12 protein-coding genes are annotated in these 16998 nt (G+C 55.0%); 5 read left to right on the plus strand and 7 right to left on the minus strand.

Annotated elements, in window-relative coordinates; genetic code table 11:
• Positions 1 to 5 precede the first annotated feature (5 nt).
• Complete coding sequence (gene kynB, locus WM40_RS21020) at positions 6 to 674, minus strand: arylformamidase (protein ID WP_024905305.1); 669 nt, start codon at positions 672 to 674, stop codon at positions 6 to 8.
• Positions 675 to 817: 143 nt separating this feature from the next.
• Here kynB and WM40_RS21025 point away from each other — a divergent pair, with 143 nt between their 5' ends.
• Positions 818 to 1318: an Lrp/AsnC family transcriptional regulator gene (locus tag WM40_RS21025; RefSeq protein ID WP_024905306.1), complete on the plus strand. Its 501-nt coding sequence runs from the start codon at positions 818 to 820 to the stop codon at positions 1316 to 1318.
• A 145-nt stretch (positions 1319 to 1463) separates the two neighbouring features.
• Positions 1464 to 1892: a hypothetical protein gene (locus tag WM40_RS28160; RefSeq protein WP_024905307.1), complete on the plus strand. Its 429-nt coding sequence runs from the start codon at positions 1464 to 1466 to the stop codon at positions 1890 to 1892.
• A gap of 438 nt (positions 1893 to 2330) precedes the next feature.
• Here WM40_RS28160 and WM40_RS21035 read toward each other — a convergent pair whose 3' ends face one another.
• The 5 genes from WM40_RS21035 to WM40_RS31720 all read right to left on the minus strand — a co-directional run bounded on the left by WM40_RS21035 (position 2331) and on the right by WM40_RS31720 (position 8666).
• Positions 2331 to 2546: a hypothetical protein gene (locus WM40_RS21035; protein ID WP_046153879.1), complete on the minus strand. Its 216-nt coding sequence runs from the start codon at positions 2544 to 2546 to the stop codon at positions 2331 to 2333.
• A gap of 348 nt (positions 2547 to 2894) precedes the next feature.
• Positions 2895 to 3869 carry a copper resistance protein B gene (locus WM40_RS21040; RefSeq protein ID WP_157685886.1) on the minus strand — a complete coding sequence of 325 codons (975 nt, stop codon included), beginning with the start codon at positions 3867 to 3869 and terminating at the stop codon, positions 2895 to 2897.
• Positions 3869 to 5803, minus strand: coding sequence for a copper resistance system multicopper oxidase (locus WM40_RS21045; protein ID WP_082103078.1), 1935 nt, complete (start codon positions 5801 to 5803; stop codon positions 3869 to 3871). Before WM40_RS21045 ends, WM40_RS21040 begins: the two co-directional genes overlap by 1 nt.
• Positions 5800 to 8403, minus strand: a complete 2604-nt coding sequence (locus tag WM40_RS21050; RefSeq protein ID WP_052738438.1) for a heavy metal translocating P-type ATPase — start codon at positions 8401 to 8403, stop codon at positions 5800 to 5802. The genes WM40_RS21045 and WM40_RS21050 overlap by 4 nt, the downstream gene beginning before the upstream one ends.
• 59 nt (positions 8404 to 8462) lie before the next feature.
• On the minus strand, positions 8463 to 8666 hold the full coding sequence (locus WM40_RS31720) for a hypothetical protein (protein ID WP_046153880.1): 204 nt from the start codon (positions 8664 to 8666) through the stop codon (positions 8463 to 8465).
• 159 nt (positions 8667 to 8825) lie between these two features.
• Between WM40_RS31720 and WM40_RS21060 the strand changes: the two genes are divergently transcribed.
• Positions 8826 to 10577 carry a glycosyltransferase family 39 protein gene (locus tag WM40_RS21060; protein WP_024905313.1) on the plus strand — a complete coding sequence of 584 codons (1752 nt, stop codon included), beginning with the start codon at positions 8826 to 8828 and terminating at the stop codon, positions 10575 to 10577.
• A 458-nt stretch (positions 10578 to 11035) separates the two neighbouring features.
• On the opposite strand, the gene WM40_RS21065 is transcribed toward WM40_RS21060, so the two are convergent.
• Complete coding sequence (locus WM40_RS21065) at positions 11036 to 13033, minus strand: phage integrase family protein (RefSeq protein ID WP_157685177.1); 1998 nt, start codon at positions 13031 to 13033, stop codon at positions 11036 to 11038.
• 2148 nt (positions 13034 to 15181) lie between these two features.
• Between WM40_RS21065 and WM40_RS21075 the strand changes: the two genes are divergently transcribed.
• Both WM40_RS21075 and WM40_RS21080 read left to right on the plus strand, forming a co-directional pair.
• Positions 15182 to 15832 (plus strand): AAA family ATPase, encoded by a 651-nt coding sequence (locus WM40_RS21075; protein WP_024905315.1) that lies wholly within the window; start codon positions 15182 to 15184, stop codon positions 15830 to 15832.
• Positions 15804 to 16961, plus strand: a complete 1158-nt coding sequence (locus WM40_RS21080) for a ParB/RepB/Spo0J family partition protein (protein WP_157685887.1) — start codon at positions 15804 to 15806, stop codon at positions 16959 to 16961. The genes WM40_RS21075 and WM40_RS21080 overlap by 29 nt, the downstream gene beginning before the upstream one ends.
• Positions 16962 to 16998 lie beyond the last annotated feature (37 nt).

Here is a 16998-nt window from a genome sequence, read left to right on the forward strand (position 1 = left end):
TCGGCTTACGCATCGGACACGGGGCCGCGCAGGACCGCCCGTACTGGGCTCGCATCTGCCGTCGTGAGCTTCAACGGCAACGCGATCAATTCGTAGTAGTCGGGCTGTATGTCATCGAGTAAGAGCCCTTCAAGAATGGCCATCCGATGTGCCGCGACACGACGGTGTGCATCCATCGTTTTCGACGTTTGCGGATCGAGCGACGGGGTGTCCACCCCGATCAATGTGACGCCCTGCTCGGCCAGCCAGTCAATCGCCTCTGGCGCAATCGCCTTGAAATTCGTATCCCAGGTAGCTTGTGGCGCAACACGGTATGTCCGCACCAATACCCGTGGCGGCATCCTCCGGCCGCGCAAGGTGACAGCCGCCGCGGCGACGATGGTGGACACACCGACCACAGGCACGGCATCGACCAGGGCGCAGCAGTCCAGCACCACGCACGTCCCAATATAGGTCTCCAATGGCACAACACCAATCGGCGCACCGTTCGCCTCATAATGCAATGGACCGTCAGCATGCGTGGCCGTGTGCGGCGACAATGTCAACCGCGCGACATTGACGGGCGAACCAGACTCCATATGCCATACCGGCTCGACCGACACGGTCGTATCGCCAGGCCATACCGGCGTTGCGTCATGAATGGGAGCACTGATATCGAATAAGGAGAGAGGCATCGCTCGGAAACTCCCATCGGAAACGAGCAGCGGTGAAAAATGTCATGTTATGACGATCCAGCCGGAGAATTTCTCCTAAAAATATACATTCCTCCTCTATAAATCGCATAAAATTCCATTTCTAATCTTATTTCTCGAATAATATGCAAAGTCTATTGCTCGATGCCGTCGACATTCATATTCTCGACGTCCTACAGCGGCATGGGCGCATCAGCAACCTCGATCTCGCGGACCGGGTGTCACTTTCCGCGTCGGCCTGTCTTCGACGCACGAAGCTCCTGGAGGAACGCGGCATCATCGGCTCGTATCAGGCGCATCTATCGACGGAAGCGCTTGGCTTGACCCTGGAAGCATTCGTACATGTATCGATGCGCAACGATGTGCCTAATTGGCACGAAACATTCACAGCCGCAATTGAAGGTTGGCCAGAAATCGTCAGCGCCTATGTAATCACTGGCGACAGTCATTATTTGCTGCGTGTGGTAGCCCCGGATCTGAAGCATTTTTCCGCATTCATCTTGAATAAGCTGTACAAAGCACCTGGCGTGATGGATATCCGATCGAACATCGTGTTGCAGGCCGTCAAAGACACACCTGGTGCGCCGGTCGGCTTGATTCGCCTAGCCAATACAGCAGTAGGCTAATCTTCAGAACGTATGGCGCAATAATTGTTACGGCAATCGACTGGTCATTTGTATATAAAGATCCGAAGCAACCTGCCGATAACCTATTCAAGAACGACGTGGCGCGCTGCTGCGTTGGTAAGGGAGCCGGGATCGGGGAACCGTAATGCAAGTCGCGAGTAGCCAAGCCGAAAGCAAACAGTTGACCACCACGGCGGCTTCGCGCGCGAAAAACGACGCGCCGAAAGCTGCCGAGGCGTCAAAGAACGATAGTGCAGCAGCCCCCGCGAGCAGCACGAAAGTCACGCTATCGGAATCCGCTCGCCAGTTGCAAGCGGAAGACAGCAAGAAGGCGGATAAAACAGATACCAGTCGGCCCGAAGTGGCACCAACGTCGGCAATGGCCAAGTCGGCCGATGCCGAGAAGACCGCCGAAAAACCATCACCCATCAAGTCTCTTACTTACGGCGCTTTAGGATTGCCTAGCCCTGAAGAGCAGGCAAAGAATACGAATAAAGCCTATAGCGCGGGCAAATGGATCGCCGCACTTGGTACCATCGGCGGCATCATTGCAATGATTGCGCGCTTCGTTTAAGTCCCACGTTTCTTTACCGGCATGTTTGCGTGTCCGGATCGACAGGTGCATGTCTATGGTACTCAGAATAGCCACCGTCCTACATTGCGCACAATTAGCCGCCTGGTTTAACGTGTCTACCGCGATTTTGGAAGCCGCTGGAACCATAGGCATGCACCTATCGCATTTCACGGACGTGCCTGGTCACGTGATGGCGTATCGTTGATCATCTGATGTTACTTCTATCCGCCTTCATTACTTTCTATGTAGAAAGTGGTGCACCCTAGGAGCGCTGGGGCTATAGACAATCAATAGGATGTCTCCGCGCGGCCGAGACCGCCCTTGACGTCATGGCAGGCGTGACAAATAAAGCATCTCCCCCGTCATCGGTTGTTGTCAAAGCCTGGGCTACGTCTCGCGGACCTGGTCAATGAACGCTGGATTCCGCCGCGCTCGCAGTCACCGGCATGACTGCTGTTCGACGGACTGTTCATACGCAAGCGGCTGCGCGCACCACAGCCGGTTGTGGAAACGGCAGATCTCGCTGTGATCCGCAGGCTGTTGCTTAACACTGATATGGTTGCGGTGCTCTCTGCCGGACAGTTGCATTTTGAACGGGAGTCGGGCCAGCTCGATGTCCTGAATATCGAAGACATGCTTGCACAACAAACGCATCGATAGATAGCCTTACGCAACGGGCCGCCCGTGAACCCTCGCCAGCGGCAACTGTAGTATAAAAATACACTCAGATTGCATATAATTAGTATTACTAAAATTTTATGTTATCGCTTTTGACAGGAATTGCAATTTTCAGATTGCAAGAGGTGGCACTATTAAACATCACATGTATGATTCTTGTGCGAGAGCGTGAAGCCAGATGCCTGAAGGCATTGTTGCACGCATCAGGCGCCCTAGGCGATTGCTCGTGCCGATAACGCTGCAAGCCTGTGGCATGATGATATCGATACAGTGAACATCATGGTCACGACATGACACCGTAGCGGCGGCACGGGAGGCAACTATCTAGAACCAAAAACGTACACCTGCATCGATGCCGACCTCGTCGAGCGTGGTACCCCTGCCACGTAACATCGCGGCCGTCGCCCCAAAGGGGCGCTCCCAGGTCAAACCAATATACGGTGCGAACTTCCGCGTCACCTCATAACGTAACCGAAGTGACGCGGTCATATCGGAAATGCCAGCCCCAACACTACGGGCCGCGTCACGTCTACCATAGGCGTTCACCTCAAGTTCCGGTGTCAATACGAGCCGCTGCGTGAAGCGCCAGTCATAATCAGCGCGCGCCCACAACGCCGTGCGACTCGACGGATCGACATATGCCATCGCTGACAAATTGACGTACCACGGCATTACCCCCTGGACGCCCACCATACCCCAATAGCGAGTCGGGCCGGATCCAAGATCGGTGCGCATTCCGAGCAATGTGTTCCAATACCGGTCAACGGCGTGACGCCACGCCCCTTCGATGCGCACATCGCTCCAGTTGCCACGGATACGCTGTCCCTCGCTGCGGAAGAAAAACCGGTCGCGGTCCCCACCGATCCAGCCAGACATGTCCCAACGCATACCTGAAACACCGCGAACGCTTTGATAGCCGAATTGATCAAAAAGAATCTGATGATAAATCGCATCGTCATGCATATCCATGCCCGACATTGCCATACTCAGATTCGGGGCAGTCATCCGCACCGGGTCGATCTTGTCGGGCAGAATCACATTCGCCGGTGCAATCGCTGCTGCGGGCTGAGACGTCAAGGTATCACTTGACGACGTTGTCGGCGCGTCATGCCCGCCATGTGGATCGCTATTCATCTCCGGCATGTCGTGCATAGATCCCGACACGCCAGTATCGGGTGCCGCAGTGACATGCGTGTAGACCGCTATTGCACCCACGCACACGAAAACCCGAGACAGGTTCATCGCCAATTGTTTTGTTGCTGGCCGTTTGCGCAACAGCGTTTGCGGGCGCGTTGCCATCATGCAACCACCACCTTGCGAAACATCCCGGCCTCCATGTGATACAGCAGATGACAATGAAAGGCCCACTGTCCTGGTGCATCGGCAGTAACAAGCGCCGAAAGCTGTTTTGCCGGTTGGACGTTGATCGTATGCTTGCGCACTAGGAACGTTCCGTCTTCGCTCTCCACCTCGAAGAACATCCCGTGAAGATGAATTGGATGATTCATCATCGTGTCGTTGATCAACGTGATCCGGAGCCGCTCACCGTAATAAAATCGATACGGAGGAGCCTCTGAATATTTGAGCCCATCGAAACCCCATATGAAGCGCGACATATTTCCGGTGAGGTGAATGACCATCTCCCGGGACGGCGGACGCGGATCGAGCGGACCACCAATGGTGTGAAGGTCCGCATAGGTCAAAACCCGCCACTCCGATGCCCCCTGGGTCTCTCCTGTTCTCAGACGAGGACCAGGATCATCAAGGCGCTTCGAAGGCATTGCAATTCGCATATCGACCTCCACGCCCGTTGACAACGGCGCATCGGTGTCGGACCTGGCGGACGTGATGTCAGGCGATGGCGCATGAAGTACCGCGGTCTTGGCCGAAGACAACGGGTGCATGTCCATGGTTCCCATGGCCATGCCTGGCATCGTCGTATCGTGACGCTTCCCGCCATGGCCCATGTCCATGCCATGCATCGGCATCGCACCCATCATGTCTTCGTCGGCAAGCCAGGTCTTAGCCCGCATCATAGGCACGCTACCCACCATATCCATGCTTGGCGCCAAGGTTCCGCGAGCATAACCACTACGATCTATCGACTCGCTGAAAATCGTATAGGCCCGATCGTCCGGCATCGTGAACAAGACTTCGTAGGTCTCTGCGGCCGCAAATCGGAATTCATCCACGTCGACGGGATCGACTTGCTGCCCATCGGCTGCAATCACCGTCATCTTGATGCCAGGAATACGCACGTCGAATATCGACGATGCGCTTGCGTTGATGAAACGCAAGCGTATGCGCTCGCCCGCCCTGGCAATTCCGGTCCAATTCGCCGCTGGCGACTTCCCATTAGTGAGATAGGTGTATGTGGCACCGGACACATCGGCAAAGTCCGTAGGGTTCATGCGCATGGTATTCCACATGCGGCGTTTCAGAATCGCGGCGTGTAGGCCTTCGGTATGCACGTCCCGGAAAAATCCAGGAACCGTCGGCATCTGACGATTGTAATAATCGCTATCGGCTTTCAGATTGGATAAGATCGTCGACGGTTTTTCATCAGTCCAGTCACTCAACATCACCACATAGTCTCGGTCCGGCCTGACCGTATCGCCATCCTGCGGAACGATGACGATCGGCCCATACAGCCCCAACTGCTCCTGGAAGCCGCTATGACTGTGATACCAGTATGTCCCCGCCTGGCGTACCTTGAATCGATACGTGAACGTTTCGCCCGGTGCAATGCCCGGAAAACTGATACCGGGTACGCCATCCATCCCGAAGGGCAACACGATACCGTGCCAGTGGATCGACGTTACCTCGTCAAGCGCGTTGCGAACCCGTAACGTGACCGTATCGCCCTGCCGCCATTGCAGCAACGGTGCCGGCATGCTGCCATTCACGGTGAACGCACGCCGTGATTTGCCGGTGAGGTTCACGGCGCGCGTTCCAATTTCGAGATCGAACGTATTGCCAGTAAGCGGCTCGGCACGCGCTGGCTGCTCGGCTGCAACCGGCAGGTCAGCAGAGTTGCCGGATACGTTCTCGTCACGTACTGTCGCGTATGCTGAAACGACCCAACTTCCCGCGAACGTCGCCGCTGTTGCTGCGATGCCTTGAACAAAGCGGCGCCTGCTCAGAGGGGTGGCGTCGTCGCGCGAAGGTATCGCGTCATGACATGTGTTGACGCCAACTTCGGCGCCTATACCACCTCGTGGCGGTAAGTTCATACACTTCGCTCCCCATGCGACCATTGATGAGATATATCCGCATTAAACGATAGTGCAGAGCGGATAAAGCGTAAGCGTAGTCCATTGCTCAACACGAAGACCGAAGACAATGCCATCGCCGCGGCGGCAAGCATCGGCGACAATAAAAGTCCAAGGAGTGGATAGGCAAGTCCGGCGGCAAGTGGGATCAACACGACATTGTAGCCAAACGCCCACACCAAATTCTGGTGAATATTGCGCATCGTTGCATGGCTGATAGTCACAGCGTCCACCACCCCATGCAATGCACTGCGAGCCAGCACGACATTGGCGCTCTGTATCGCCACGTCACTGCCGGAACCAATCGCAATGCCGACATCGGCATGCGCCAAGGCCGGCGCATCATTCATGCCGTCCCCCACGAAAGCAAGCAAACCGTATTGCGCGCGCAATGCATCGAGGGCCGCTACTTTGCCATCGGGCGTTACATCGGCACGCACGTCGTCGATACCCAATATCGATGCCACGGCTGCAGCGGTCGCGGCCGCATCTCCGGTGATCATCGCCACACGTAATTGACGTGCACGTAACGCTGCGATGACGGTAGCCGTTTCTGGACGGATCGGATCGGCCACGGCAAGCGCGCCCACGACCCGCCCCGATAATGCTACGTACAGGACCGTCTTCATCGCCGCGTGCCACGGCGCGACAACCCTTTGAAGCACGTCGTCATCAGGCATCGCGGGTGCTGCTCTGTCGGCAACGCACTGATGCGCCATCCAAGTCGCATTGCCTATTGCTATAAGGTGACCGTCTATGGTTCCAGCGACCCCTTGCCCTGTGCTGGAAACAAAGTTCGATACGGTATGCGGTGACAAGGCCGAAGCGTTTTCGGCCAAACCAATATGCCGCGTGGCGGCAGCGACGACCGCATGGGCGAGTGGATGCGCCGATAAACGTTCCAGTGCCGCCATACCCGACCATAGCGCCACTTCATCGACCGAGACAAACCAGTGCGTATCCGTGACCGCGGGCTTGCCTACTGTCAGCGTGCCGGTCTTATCGAACGCGACAACCTTGCATGCCTGCAACGTCTGCAACGCATCGCCTTGGCGAAACAACACCCCAAGGCGCGCTGCCCGGCCGGCGGCAACCATGATCGACGTCGGTGTCGCCAAGCCCATTGCACAAGGGCAGGCGACGATCAGTACCGCCACCGCGGTGGAAAGGGCAAATGCCACGTCGCGACCCAATGCCATCCACGCGGCAAACGTCAACACGGCAGCAACCAATACAGCCGGCACGAACCACGCTGTAACAAGATCGACTTTCTGCTGGATCGGCAGCTTCGCACCTTGAGCGCGTTGCACCAGGGCGATGATCCGCGACAGCGTCGCATCGGCACCGACGCGTGTAACACGGGCCCGCAAGATACCATCGCCGTTCACCGTTCCGCCGGTGAGGTCGGTTGCCACACCGTGTCGTTTCTCAACCGGCATCGACTCGCCGGTCAGCATACTTTCGTCGACATACGATGCACCGTCGATCAATACCGCATCCGCAGGCACCCGTTCGCCAGGGCGGATCAAAATGGCATCGCCCACTTTCAACATGGCCAGAGGCACATCGCTTATGCGACGATCATCACCATTGTCCAGACCGTCGAGACGATGCGCGGTATCGGGACGCAGCGCCAGCAGGGCGCGAATCGCATCACCGGTCCGCCCCTTTGCACGCGCTTCCAGATACCGACCCAATAAAATCAACACGACGATCACCGCCGCTGCTTCAAAATACAGATGCCGTGCCTGTTCCGGTACCCAGTCAGGGCGTAGCGCGGCAATCATCGAAAAGCTCCATGCGGCACCCGCGCCCAATGCCACCAGCGTATTCATATCGGGCGCCGCGCGCCGCGCGGCCTGGGTACCTTTAATGAAGAATTGCCGGCCCGGTCCAAAAAGCACCAATGTGGTTAAGACCGCTTCAATCGTCGTAATCGTGCCGGTGCCAACGCTGCTCACCAACAGGGGAATAGCCGACAGCCCAAGATGGCCCGCCATTTCGAAAAGGAACACCGGTAACGTCAATGCGATCGCCAGAATCAAATTCCGGCGCTGCTGCATCACATCGCGGGCTTTACGTGCCGCCTTGGCATCGGAGGTGCCAAGCTCCGATCCTTCACGGGAAACAACCTCAGCGCCACCATTCAGCGTATGTGTTTCCGAACCGGGGAGGTCGGTAACAGGTAGCGTTGCTGGAGAAGCGGCAATGCGGCGTACTGCTTGCGTTGACCGCGAGTCCATCTGAGGCGCCGCCTCCGCAGGCTGCCTCCATTCATCCGCCATTTGAAGTTGGGTGGGATAGCCTGCGGCGGTACCCGCTTCGGCGATACGGGTGGGCTGTACTTGCGACGGATCGTACCGAACGAATGCAGTTTCACTCGCCAAATTGACCGCTACATCCGCCACACCGGGAATGGCTTGAAGTGCCTTTTCCAGGCGCCGCACGCACGATGCGCAGGACATGTCGGCGACGTCAAATGTGCCCTCTTCGAATGACGCGGATAAGCTGGGAGCACTTGCAGAAGGCGCATTCGGCGATATGTTTTCTGAGTTAGCCATATTGTGCTCCACGTTACGTTTCCACGACGATCACCTTAAACCTTCCAATTAGGTCAAGGTCAAGCGATGATTTTCAATGTCATGACATAAATAGCTATAGCAATCAAATTGGCGACGTCCCTTGGCTTGTCAGAAATGGCAAGTTTGGTAGCAAAACGAAGAGCATCGCTGTTGCAGCCATGCAAAATGATTGCAATTCGCATTCCTTCAAATTCATCCTTACGCGAGTTCTGGTAGACCGTCCCTTCACTTTGATGCACCATCGCCGCGATAGATGATGACTTGTTTTAAGTGGACCCTACGTAACGTCGCGCCAGCGTTGCGGCTGGTCTGAACAAGCGTGCATTTCGCGTCTGTTTTACACGCTCGTACCTTACGTTCGTTTGTCTGAAACCGCTCATTGAGCAAAGCCTGGTCTTCCCATGCACGTTCGCCCCGTTCGTACCAACTCTTTTATCTGGACTGGTTCATTGCTGGTCTGCCTCCTTGTCGCATTCGCCATCGTCTGGTTCGCGCCATTGGACTTGCGCCATCTCATTCCAAACGACGAAGGTCGCTATGCGGAAATGGCCCGGGAGATGTTCACGACCGGCGACTGGATCACACCCCGATATAACGGCTACAAATACTTCGAAAAACCACCGTTGCAGACCTGGGCAAACGCATTGACGTTTGCATGGTTTGGCATTGGTGACTGGCAGGCTCGGCTTTACACCGCACTGACGGGGTTCGGTGGCGTGCTATTGCTTGGCTATACGGCAACGCGGCTTTATGGTGCCGCGACGGGTTTTTATGCCGCCGTCATCCTCGCCGGCGCACCGTACTGGGCAGCGCTGGGCCATTACGACACGCTGGACATGGGCCTGTCTTTCTGGATGGAATGGGTGCTATGCGCACTGCTACTCGCGCAGCGCACATCTGCGACCACAAGGCAACGGCACGGCTGGATGCTGGTATGTTGGGCGGGGATGGCTGCAGCGGTGTTGTCCAAGGGGCTGGTCGGCTTGATCCTTCCCGGCTCGGTTCTGATCGTGTATTCGATCGTCAGCGCTAACCTGCGCGTATGGCAGCGCCTGCACATTCTTGCAGGGCTGACGTTGTTCATGGTCATTGTGCTGCCGTGGTTTTTCCTGGTTCAGAAAGCCAATCCTGAGTTCTTTCATTTCTTCTTTATCGTTCAACAATTTGAACGCTACCTTACGCCACAACAGAATCGGCCCGGCCCGTTCTTGTATTTCGTGCCCGTCATCCTGCTTGGATTTTTACCTTGGCTCACACTTGCATTTCCGACAGCCGGAACAGTAAAGGCATGGCGCCATCCAATTGACACCTTGCGCCGCGCCGTGTCCGTATGGCGCGCCGATGGCCGTCAGGGCGCGATCAATGGCACTGCCTTTACCGTGGTCTGGGGCGCTTTTATCTTCTTGTTTTTTAGCGTTTCGCATTCGAAGTTGATCCCCTACGTGCTGCCGGTTGCACCAGCCATCGCACTCCTGCTTGCCCACGGCGCGGTCTTGATTCCCTCTACGCGCTGGCAACGACATCTCCAAGGTTATTTGATCTTTTTGGTCATAGCCGCAGTTGCATCATTTGTCATTCGGTTCGTGCGAACACCGCGTGACTCGCACCAAGCGTTTCAAACCTTCCAGTGGTGGGTGTTCGCCGGTTTCGTTTTCTGTGCGGTGATGACGTGGTTCGCCATGTATCTGGCGCGCAACCCGCGAAGAATGCCAGCATCCTTCGCGGCGGTAGGATGCGGCTGGTTAGGCCTTTGTCTGATCGCCGGCACCGGGCACGACGCCTTGGGAAAACCCATGTCGGGAGCGCCGCTAGCCCCGGCGATCAAGGCCGCGATGGCGCGCGCGCCCGCCGATACACCCTTTTATGCGGTGGAAAAACTTGACCATACATTACCGTTTTATATAGGTCACACCACGATCATGGTTCAAGGAGCAGATGAACTGGCGTTTGGCGTATATGCAGAGCCAGAAAAATGGATTCCGAACATCAAGGACTGGGAAGCACGGTGGCGCGCCGAGCGGTATGCATTCGCGTTAATGAATCCGGCACAGTATCGGAAACTGGTGATGGAAGGGTTGCCCATGACAGTCATTGCGGCCGACGCCTGGCGCGTGGTGGTCGAGAAACCGCAAACTGCACCCTCGTCACCTTAAGCAAGGGCAGCGTTGGTCAGGGACAGGAAAGACGGCGCCGTAATCGTGCACTCCGCGAAGTCGCGGGAACGCCTCAAGCGAGAGCATCGCGTCAAAAGCCCATGGTGATCTTTCGACCAATCGATTGGCACGTCACTTGCTTGTAATTCTGCGCCACTCGGCGCGATGCTTAGTGGACCATCTGCTCATTTCTTGCGCCGACGGCCACTGGCCGGGATCGCAAGACGCATACGCCCCTGATTTGACCAACCCAGGTCGCCACAAAAATTTCACAAAAAAATCATGGAACTAAGCTATTCGCACTAGGAGAATTAACAGAGATATCCACAAAATCTGTGGATATCTTTTCGCCAGCGGCGCCATTGCGAAGCCAATGACCGTCCTCGAATAAATGTTCGGGGCACGACCTTAAATAACATGCTGCTCACACCGGGGGCGCATGGAAAACCGTCACGGCGTCACGATGTCCCAGTGGTAGCGACCATGGCGCCGTGAGCGTGCATCGTCGCCGCAAAACGCGCGAGTACGCGGACAAGCGTACCAGCGGGAACCGCGGCGGACTGCGGGTCGAATCCTGCGGCAGTATGCCGGAGGAAAAGCCACGCATCGGGGCTGACCGGCCCTGATTGTGCTTCGCGAAGCGCAAGATAGTCTGATAAAGCGCACTGGAGTGTCTCGATGGATAATGACGTTGCTTGAACCCCCGGCGACAGTTGCACCCGACATGCATCGGCTTTTGGGTAGCGGCAGCGTTGCCGCCCCCGACGCGCCGTCACCAATGTCGTGGCACGCACGACCGGCATGTCCTGCTGAATAAGCGCATCGATATCCCGAACACGCAACGTTGCCACTTCCGACATTCGTAGTCCTGTCACTGCGACGACATGCGCAAGCAATCGCATACGGGCCACATGTATTGCAAGAGGCGGTCGTCGACTGGATGATGTGCTCGCCATCGATGCACCTATGTCACACCACGCTTTTGCAGACTGCGGTATCGCGGAAACAGCATCAGTGCGCGTATGTTCGATCTCTGACTGCGCGACTGGCTTGATCGAAGGCAACAGCGAATCGAATAGCCCGTGGCGAACCGAACCCGCGAGCGCCAGATGCCCGAACAACACCTTCAACGTACGACGGGCAATTCTGACCGATGCGTCGCTGGCGGGGCCTTCGAATGGACGCCAGGTCGGCAGACCGCGCTCCACCTTAGGGCCACACCATTCAGAATCAGGTGCACGCATAAATGCAAAATATGCTTCCACATCGATCACGCGCAATTGCCCCAGCGTGGTTTGTCGTATCAACGCGGTCCATAGCAACAGGCGTTCCGCCTGCAGGCGGAAGCATCGATAGGTGCTGGCGGACTGCTTATACCGGTCAAGGACGCGAATAAGCATATCGCGGTCGGCAGCCACTAAGGCATCCGATGGGGTGAAGTACTCGATGGCGGCCAATCGATCACTTGTGACACGGCGCGCGGCGTCTACATTTGGACTCCATTGCCGACGCGGTGTTGCCGCATGTCGGGCAATGCGAGCGCCAAGGTCGACGGCGTTCATGGACAGCCAATCCTGAAGTCGTTGTGCCGCGCGCAGGCCGATCCGGGGCACATCCCGATACCAGCGAAAACCTCGACGATTGATCATCGACAATAGATCGCCTACAGTCTTCACATCGACCGCTTCCAAGCGGCGCGCCAAGACAGGATCGATCCAATCGCCGATGAAATGATGCAATCGAGGTGGTTCGACCAAAGTGGCTTCTAGTCGATCCAACACCTCTCTACGTCTGGCGCGAAGGCGCTGATTACGCGCCTCTCGTCGCACGGCCCGGTCCGCGATTACACTCGCCTTTTTCAAGGCCATATCGGGCACGGTCGCCAATAATGCGGACGGGGTTTGCATACCCGTCGTGTCGTCGACCAAACGGGCGGTAGACACAGCGAAAGTTGACGCGCCGCGACCTGCCTTGAGTCGCGCTTCCTCGTACAAAGCGATCAATTCAACTTCTGAATACACGCCGTCCGGATCATGGGTCTCGCGAAAATCATCAAGTGACGCGAACACATGCGTCGGAGCGTCTCCTGGCATGACGCTTACCGACGCCGGCACCATCGATGTCTGTCGAACCGTGCCTTGCAACGGTATGGTGGGCTTTGATAAAGGAGTCGCGCGATCTCCCGTACGAATTGCCCCACCAGGTTGCAAGCGTGTGTCGTCTTGCCACGTATGAATGACGGTCGCATCAAACGGCGTATCGGCAAGCTTCGCGGTTGGCAAGCGCAACAAGCGGGCGCCGGCACTGTCACCGCGCTTTCGCGCGGCATTTGACAATTCCTCGACGAGCCAACGCAGCGTGCTCTTCACTCGCCTGCGATCACCAAGCGTGCCGAGATACTGCTCGGCTAACGCACCGATATCGAGCCCTTCATATACCCCACGAATGAACGCCATGTGGTGTAAGCCGATTCGCCGTCGATGTAGACGATCAGCCGACGCGCCTATTGCCTGCGGCGTCTTTATTTCCGGAACGGCCCCGATATCAAGATGTGCCGCCACTTTGACAGGATTTTCTGGCATATCAGGGGAATGACTGAATACATTCGAATGCAATTGGCCGATTACGGGGTATCTACGGCAGGCTTGTGATTCATTATAGCGTGTTATCAGGCTATCATCTTTTTTTCAACAAACTCGGACGATCCATTACGTTTTGCGGAAATATACGCAAATACAAGCACTTAAGCACGGTCGACTGACATGCTCTCCGAATCGAAGTCGGCGGTGAACGAGGTCTACCCTGCTCTGTCCATGGTACGGTTTGCCATCGAACTGACACACCAAAGCGCTGGAGAAGAATGAGACTGCGTTACGACACTGCGACCTTGTATAGACGTGACTTTTTTGTGTCCGCTGAATTCACACCTTGCAATCATTGCTTTTAGTTGACCCGATGAGCATTAGTGCGATCAGTTTCCCCTAACCCAAATGTCAATTGTGTTGAGTAAATAACAACTTTCCCATTTACTTTTGGATGCACTGCACGCTTGGATGTCTGCCAGACATATGACGGATATCATTATCCGGGGCGCATTTCGTTTTTTTGTGGCCTCCATGTCGGCGTTGCCCCAGCCGGATGTACGATAGGGACGCGCAACAAAGTCAGTCGCCATTTGATTGTGTAGATAGATTTCATCACTAGTAATTAAAAATATATTATTATTTTTATACAACCGGATTCCATCGATGAGGCGAGTCATCGTGCTGGCTGCCCGTGATCGATTCGCTAAATATGGTGTCCGGAGGCAACCGACTGGTGAAGTAAGATTCATGTGAACGCTGTTATCTACTATCAACACGGGAGTGCCATCAACTGTAGCCATCGGACTTTCTACGTAGAAAGTCCACCATCTGGGTGCGGAATGGCATCGCGTACAAATTGGCCTGAATCAAAGGCCGACCTTGTTGCGACAGCTGATAGTTTTGCTGCTCTTGTGTATTGCAAAGGCTTATGCATTCCTGGCATAGGTGACTTTCTACGTAGAAACTGCCCATCACTGCATCATACGAATCGATACTGCCGAATTTCCAGGTCCGTATTTCATGGTTCGGCCGAAAACCTTGCGGATGCTCCGTGAGAACTAACCAAACGTAACCCTAGGAACCTAGTCACAGTGACGACCGGCAACAAGACACCGTTACGTGCCTTCACGACTATGCCGCCTGCTCACATTGCAGTCGATCGAAATTACGGATTCAGGCAAATCTGGCATTGTGTTGCCCAATATCGACCGATCAGCATCGCCCTTTTTCATCGACAACGCCCTTACTTACGTAGCGACAGCCTCGCCGTGCGATTATGAATAGTCTTTCTAAAAAGGCGCAATACCAGCAAGTCATTTAAAACGTGCCGTGCAGGGTCAGATCCGATGGCTATCACTTCTGCGAGCAGGTTTCTACGTAGAAAGTCCTTGCTGCGCACGTTGCTTTAGCTCACGCAATAGCATTATGTGTAGAAGATCAACGACAGATCATCGACTACACGCACTCACGGGCTACAGTCGAATACCAAGAGAAGGAGTATGCGTAGCCCAATGCTCTTAAGTCAAAGTCAATGCGGAATCTGAAGATATATCCGGATCTGACGCAGCGTAAAGGTAGAAAAGTTTGGCGCCGGACTCCTCGCATTCACATGGCTCTTTCTACGTAGAAAGTCGTACCAAGTCGAACAAAAGCCTGATGCTGTTCGCGTGTTTCAGCGATCTGGGCACCCCTGACAATGAAAGCTGTCGCGTTTCATGCCGTGATTAGCCACATCGATTAAACCGTGTGGAGGGATGTTGGAATCAATATTCTTCCTTGTACATGCTCACCGTACTGAGCGTCGTCAGTTAAACATCGATCAGTCGGTGCGTATGACAGGAATGCGCAGATGGCTCCATAAGATTTTTTGCAGAACGCTCAAGATTAGCTCTCTCGAGATATCGTTCATTAATACTATCTTTCTTTGTTTTATTGATTGAATAAGCCTTTCTTGGTTACAATGCTGAAACGACTTTCTACGTAGAAAGTTTCGGCGTATTCGCGGGAGGCAGGTACAAGATGGCAGCGAAAATCATTACAGTGTTCAATCAAAAGGGTGGGGCGGGCAAAACCCTTGTCAGTTGCCATCTTGCAGAAACCCTCGCTTTGCGTGGGAATAAATCCCTGCTGGTGGATCTCGATCCGCAAGGGACCGCCACCATATGGGCATCCATGTCTAGCGAGGATCGTCCCGTCAAAACTACGGCGATCAATCTGAGCATGATGGCTTCCGCAGCGCACAGAGAAATTCGAAAATTTGTCGCTGATTACGATTACATCGTCATAGACTGCCCGCCTGCAATCCAGTCGGTTGCACCGTCTGTGGCCCTGCTTGTTTCCGACCTTGCCTTGATTCCGGTCGGTGGTTCTGGAGGGAATTTGTGGGCTATCGAAGAAGCAAAGAAACTTGCAGCAACGGCAATGGCGAACAATGAATCTTTGAAGGTTCGCACACTTCCTAACATGTACCAGAACATCTCGATCGTCAAACAGGTCTTCCAGCACTTATCCGAAGACCCCAGTGTTCCCATGCTGAAAAGCCGGCTTGGACTGAGGGCGGCATTCAAAGAGGCAGAGACTACTGGGCAATCGGTACATACCATTTCTGGCGGGAAAGACGCAGTGCGCGAAGTCAATTCGCTTGTCGACGAAGTTCTGGCACTTATCTAAGGAAAATTGGAATGGCTGGAAAAAGAACTTTTCTGGATCGCTTGTAAAAGGGATCAACCGTGATGGTGCCATGCGCGCGTCGCTTGACGACCGCTTCTCGCGTGCCGAGGAATTGATCAGCGAAAAACCGAATGGCTTGCTATCGAGCAGTCCATCGAATCCCAATGATGCTGTGAATAGCGAAGGGCGTATCCATAACGACGCCGCACCACTGACGCTCATATCTTCCGCGGCAACAGCGTCACCTACGCCGGCACATCCCACTGCACTAGCGGACAGCCTCGACAACCTGGCAGCAAAGGGTGTCCGACAGCGGTTTGCCGCTTTGCCGATTGAAGCTATTCAAAGTAACCCTTTGAACAGTCGAAGCTATTACAATCCGGAGGCAATTGAAGCGAGGGCAGTCTCGATTCAGAAAGAGGGGCAGTTGGTTCCTGTCCTTGTGACACCGGATGCGCATCGCCCTGGCAAATATCTGCTAATTGATGGCCACTATCGACGCCTGGCAATGCAGTCGATCGGGCGCAAACAGATGGACTGCTGCATTCTTGAAGATTTACAGCCAGTGGATTTCTACCGCTTGTCCAAAGCGTTGAACCACGAACGTGAAGGTGAAACCGTTCTAGACGTTGCATTAGGCTTGCAGAAATTGAAAGACAACCAGATCGCAATGACGGACGAAGATCTGGTATCAATTGCCGGCGAGAACGCCACGAAAATCAGTAAACTGCTGTCGTTGCTAGAGTTGCCGTCTCCCGTCAAGGAAACTATCCAAGAGCATCCTCACCATTTTGGAATCAACACGGCCTACGAACTGACCCTATATCAAAAGGCAACAGATGGGCGAATGACCGAGCAACTGGCTCGTCGTATTGTCGACGAATCATTGACGTTTCGAAAAGTGGAGTCGATCCGAAAAAATGCGGAGCTTGGCAAGCGTCCAAAGAAACAACTGTCGCGACAATACAAGATTGTCGCGAGCGACGGGAGAGAGCTCGGTACGTTGAAAGAATGGGATTCGGGACGCGTCGTCCTCGACGTCAAGTTTAACGACCAGAAACAGCGGGACGCACTTCTGACCGATATCAAGTCGCAGTTTGGTCTCGACGGCGCCTCACTCATCGCCTGATTCCTCTGACCGAACTCAGTCGCAGCAGTTGGACATT

Source organism: Robbsia andropogonis (assembly GCF_000970345.1).
GTDB classification, from domain to species: Bacteria; Pseudomonadota; Gammaproteobacteria; order Burkholderiales; family Burkholderiaceae; genus Robbsia; species Robbsia andropogonis.

What these genes read in the sequence shown, in the direction of transcription:
- WM40_RS21045 (WP_082103078.1), bottom strand. Translation starts at nt 5,803, where the DNA reads ATGAACTTACCGCCACGAGGTGGTATAGGCGCCGAAGTTGGCGTCAAC.
- WM40_RS28160 (WP_024905307.1), top strand. Translation starts at nt 1,464, where the DNA reads ATGCAAGTCGCGAGTAGCCAAGCCGAAAGCAAACAGTTGACCACCACG.
- WM40_RS21075 (WP_024905315.1), top strand. Translation starts at nt 15,182, where the DNA reads ATGGCAGCGAAAATCATTACAGTGTTCAATCAAAAGGGTGGGGCGGGC.
- WM40_RS21040 (WP_157685886.1), bottom strand. Translation starts at nt 3,869, where the DNA reads ATGGCAACGCGCCCGCAAACGCTGTTGCGCAAACGGCCAGCAACAAAA.
- kynB (WP_024905305.1), bottom strand. Translation starts at nt 674, where the DNA reads ATGCCTCTCTCCTTATTCGATATCAGTGCTCCCATTCATGACGCAACG.
- WM40_RS21065 (WP_157685177.1), bottom strand. Translation starts at nt 13,033, where the DNA reads ATGGCGTTCATTCGTGGGGTATATGAAGGGCTCGATATCGGTGCGTTA.
- WM40_RS31720 (WP_046153880.1), bottom strand. Translation starts at nt 8,666, where the DNA reads ATGGTGCATCAAAGTGAAGGGACGGTCTACCAGAACTCGCGTAAGGAT.
- WM40_RS21050 (WP_052738438.1), bottom strand. Translation starts at nt 8,403, where the DNA reads ATGGCTAACTCAGAAAACATATCGCCGAATGCGCCTTCTGCAAGTGCT.
- WM40_RS21025 (WP_024905306.1), top strand. Translation starts at nt 818, where the DNA reads ATGCAAAGTCTATTGCTCGATGCCGTCGACATTCATATTCTCGACGTC.
- WM40_RS21035 (WP_046153879.1), bottom strand. Translation starts at nt 2,546, where the DNA reads ATGCGTTTGTTGTGCAAGCATGTCTTCGATATTCAGGACATCGAGCTG.
- WM40_RS21060 (WP_024905313.1), top strand. Translation starts at nt 8,826, where the DNA reads ATGCACGTTCGCCCCGTTCGTACCAACTCTTTTATCTGGACTGGTTCA.